This window comes from bacterium, assembly GCA_030685015.1.
In the GTDB taxonomy this organism is placed as follows: Bacteria; CAIWAD01; CAIWAD01; order CAIWAD01; family CAIWAD01; genus CAIWAD01.
In genome coordinates, this window is record JAUXWS010000091.1 from 1 (window position 1) to 3,344 (window position 3,344).

Annotated in this window: 3 protein-coding genes; all 3 read right to left on the reverse strand. The window is 68.2% G+C overall.

Annotation, left to right across the window (positions count from 1 at the left end; all coding sequences use genetic code 11):
* Nucleotides 1-309: hypothetical protein (locus Q8O14_13390; protein MDP2361720.1), on the reverse strand; the 309-nt coding region annotated here is incomplete at its 3' end.
* 1 nt (nt 310) lies between these two features.
* Nucleotides 311-2,392 carry a T9SS type A sorting domain-containing protein gene (locus Q8O14_13395; GenBank protein MDP2361721.1) on the reverse strand — a complete coding sequence of 694 codons (2,082 nt, stop codon included), beginning with the start codon at nt 2,390-2,392 and terminating at the stop codon, nt 311-313.
* A complete protein-coding gene (locus Q8O14_13400; GenBank protein MDP2361722.1) occupies nt 2,284-2,991 on the reverse strand; it encodes a hypothetical protein in 708 nt (235 codons plus the stop codon). Before Q8O14_13400 ends, Q8O14_13395 begins: the two co-directional genes overlap by 109 nt.
* Between the last annotated feature and the right edge of the window lie 353 nt (nt 2,992-3,344).

Sequence of the window (3,344 nt, forward strand, 5' to 3'; positions counted from 1 at the left end):
CACAGTGAACCAGCTGCCCAGGCCGGAGTGGACGTCCAGGATGGTCCCCGCATACTCCCCGTCCAGCACCGTTTCCACGATGTCCGTCGTGTCCCCCGTGAACAGGTGGTTGGAGCACAGGGTGACGGAATGGGCGGGGCCGGTGACCAGCCCCGCCCAGGTTCCGCGATCCACCAATACCGTGTCCCCCGCCGCGCTGGCGTCGAAGGCCGCCTGGATGCCCGGCAGGTCCTGCGGCACGCGCAGCACGGCCGCGGACGCTCCCAGGGTCAAGGCCGCCAGCAGCAGCCAGGGCAGGGGGGCTCTCATCTCACTTCACCAAGAGGAGCTTGTGCACCTGGTGCTGCCCGCCTTGCTCCAGCACGGCCAGGTAGACGCCGCTGGACAAGGTTCCGCCGTCCACGCGCACCCGGTGCAGGCCGGCGGACAACGGCTGGCGCAGGGGCTCGGCCACCAGCTGCCCCAGCAGGTTGTAGAGCCCCAGCCGGGTGGGTCCATCGCCGGGCAAATTGAACTCCACCGTCGTCACCGGATTGAAGGGATTGGGCCAGGCACCCAGGATGGACAGGCCACCCGGACGAGCGCCCTTCTCCTCCTCCGCGGCCCGGATCGTCCGCGCCCCGTCCCGCCGGAAGTCCAACAGCTCCTGCACCGCCTGCTGCCGCGCCAGCAGCCGCCCCGCCTGCACACCCGGCCCGGCCGCGCTGAAGCCACCCTGGGGCGGGTAGAGGGAGATCTCCAGCAGGGCCAGGGTGATGGTATCCCGGCAGATCTTGTCCTGCTCATTGGCCAGCAGCAGGTTCAGGGCGGCGATGGCCCCCGGCCGGTCCCCCCAGCGCGCCTCCACGCACCAGGCCGCGCAGATTTGCAGGATCTGCTGACGATACAAGGGAACCGCCTGGGAAGCCTGTGCGCCGGCGAAGAGGTCGTCGCGGATATATTCATAGGCAGCTGGGCCGTAAGTCGGAACAAAACCCAAGGCCTTCAGGCGCAATGTGCCCTCCCCCGCCTCCTTGGCCGCGGCCTGGAAGAGGAGCAGGGCGCGCCAGTTGTCCCGGGCCAGGGGGTAATCCTCGGCGGCCTCGGCGAGCAGGCCGTTCCTGAGCAGCTCATAGGGCGTCAAAGGCTCGAAGGGGCACAGGGGATTGGCCGGAGTCAGGGCTTCAACGCATTGGATGAGGCTGGCTTCGACGGTGGCCCAGGCCGGTATGAGATCCTCCACGAACTCGTCCGGGATGGGTTCCGAGCAGCCGGTTCCCCAGAAATTCTCCCGCCACACCTGCGCGGCATGGGTGTCCCCCGTCCAGCGGATGATGGGCCAGTCCGGGATTCCAAAGCCACGGACGATGAAGTTGTTGCGGCCACAAAAGAGGTCGAGGTCGCCACCCTCCATCTCGACAAGGGGGTAATTGTCCGTGGTGCCATCAAGATACGCCCGCAGGTCGTTGCGGGCCTCATGGTCCATATACAGGGCCGAATGCGTTTCGATGATGGCCGTGCTGCGGCAGTCCAGGAAGCGGTTGCGCTCAAGGTCCACCACCGTTTGCCTGAAATCCGCCAAGGGAGCGGTCTGCGGCCTGTCGACGTGGAACAGGTTGTCCAGCAGCCGGGGCGTGCCCGGACCCAGCAGACCATGGACGGTCAGCGGCGAGATGTCGGCGGCCTGCGCCGTTCCCGTGGGACGGAAGGTGCAGGAGACCACATCCATCCTGCTGCCGACCAGGGCCAGCTGGCCCGGACCCTGCAAGGCCGTGCTGCCCACATGCAGGTCGGACACTTGGCCTGTGCAAGCCTCGAGCACCAGACGCCCATCATAGTTCGGATTTTGTTGAGACCCCGATGGCACATTCACATAGTTCTGGAAGGAAATGAGCTTGCCCGAAAGGTCGAAGTCCGGCGATTGGAAGCCGTTCATCGCCATGCCGTGGAAGCCGCCGTTGCTGGCGGGATAGTTGAAGAGAACCCCCTCCGCCCGCAGCAGGCAATCCGGATGCCCGTTGGCGGAGAGCTTGATGGTCGCACAAGACGGTGCCAGGCGCTCGGGACGACCCACAATGGCCGTGCGCGTGCCTTCGGCGTCGCCCAAGCTGAGAACAGGGTCAGGCCCCGGCAACAAAACCAACACCTTGCCGCTGGCAACCTTCAGCACCGTGCCATGCTCGAGGGGGGTCACGATCTCGGCGTCGTCGGTCACCAAGTAGTGGCCCACTGGTAGAACCGTGGAGATGGTTCCGGAGATCTCTGTCACCGGCAGCTTGTGTGTCCAACCGATATCCCCGTTGGTCAGATCGAAGTCCTGGGGCGCTTGGGGATCGCCCGCGTCCAGGGCGGGAGAGTCCCAGCGCTGGCGGAAATCCCCGCGGCGGGGGTCCACCAGGCGCAGGTCGGGCACCTGCTCCAGGCCGGGCCGGGCCGGGCCGGATCCTGCGGCCGGGCGGCGCGGTCGCTCATGGACCACGAAAGTTGCACGGCGCCGTCCTTCTCCTCCTGGATGGCCGGCCCCGGCCCGCCCCCGCCCAGCAGGCAGGACCTCAGGCGCGCCGTGGCGCCCGCCGCCACCTGCACCAGCGGTCCAGCGCCCGGGGCCCAGAGAGTGCTGGAAGAAAGCTCGGCGCGGCCGCCGCGCAGTTCCACCAGCGGGAGAGGAAGTGTCCGCTTCGCCTGACGGGTGTCCGACACTTCGTCCGACACCTTGGAAGAATTTGCCCAGCCGCGCCGCGCTTTCACCCACAGCCGGCACCGCTCCACCACCAGCCGCGCCTCGTCCCCCTCACAGACAAGAAGCGACGGCCCCTTCGCCCGGCCTTCCACCACGCAGTCGCGCAGGATGAGGGTACCCTGCACGAGGGCGGCGGGCCGGGTGCGGGAGGCGGTGAGGGTGGCGCCCTCCAGCACGAGGCTGTCCCCCGCCGCCACCACCAGCGGCCGGGCCGCGGCGGCGGAGCCGGAGATGAGCAGGAGGAGCGTCAGGATGAAGGGTGCCGGTGCCACGGCTGCAAAGACGGAAAGGTCCGGGGCGGCTGCAAGGGAAATGATGGGGTGGCGGCTGGACAGTGGTGGACAGGTCGGGAGGAGGGCCGCCCCCGTGTGAAGAGGGCCGAACAGGTGTCCGACCATGGGTCGGACACCCTGGATAAAAGTGCCGCCCGCATGTACGGCCCTTCGCCAGGACAGCCGTCGACGGGTGCGTCTCGCCAGGGCCGGAGAACTTGCCGGCGGGCGGGTGTCGCGCCGGGCGGGCGAGCTGTTGCCCCATGTGGAGAGGTGGCCGGGGAGTGTCTGCTTCTGCGAACAGGTGTCCGACCCATGGTCGGACACCTCGGCAAGGCTTGCCGCCCCCTGTG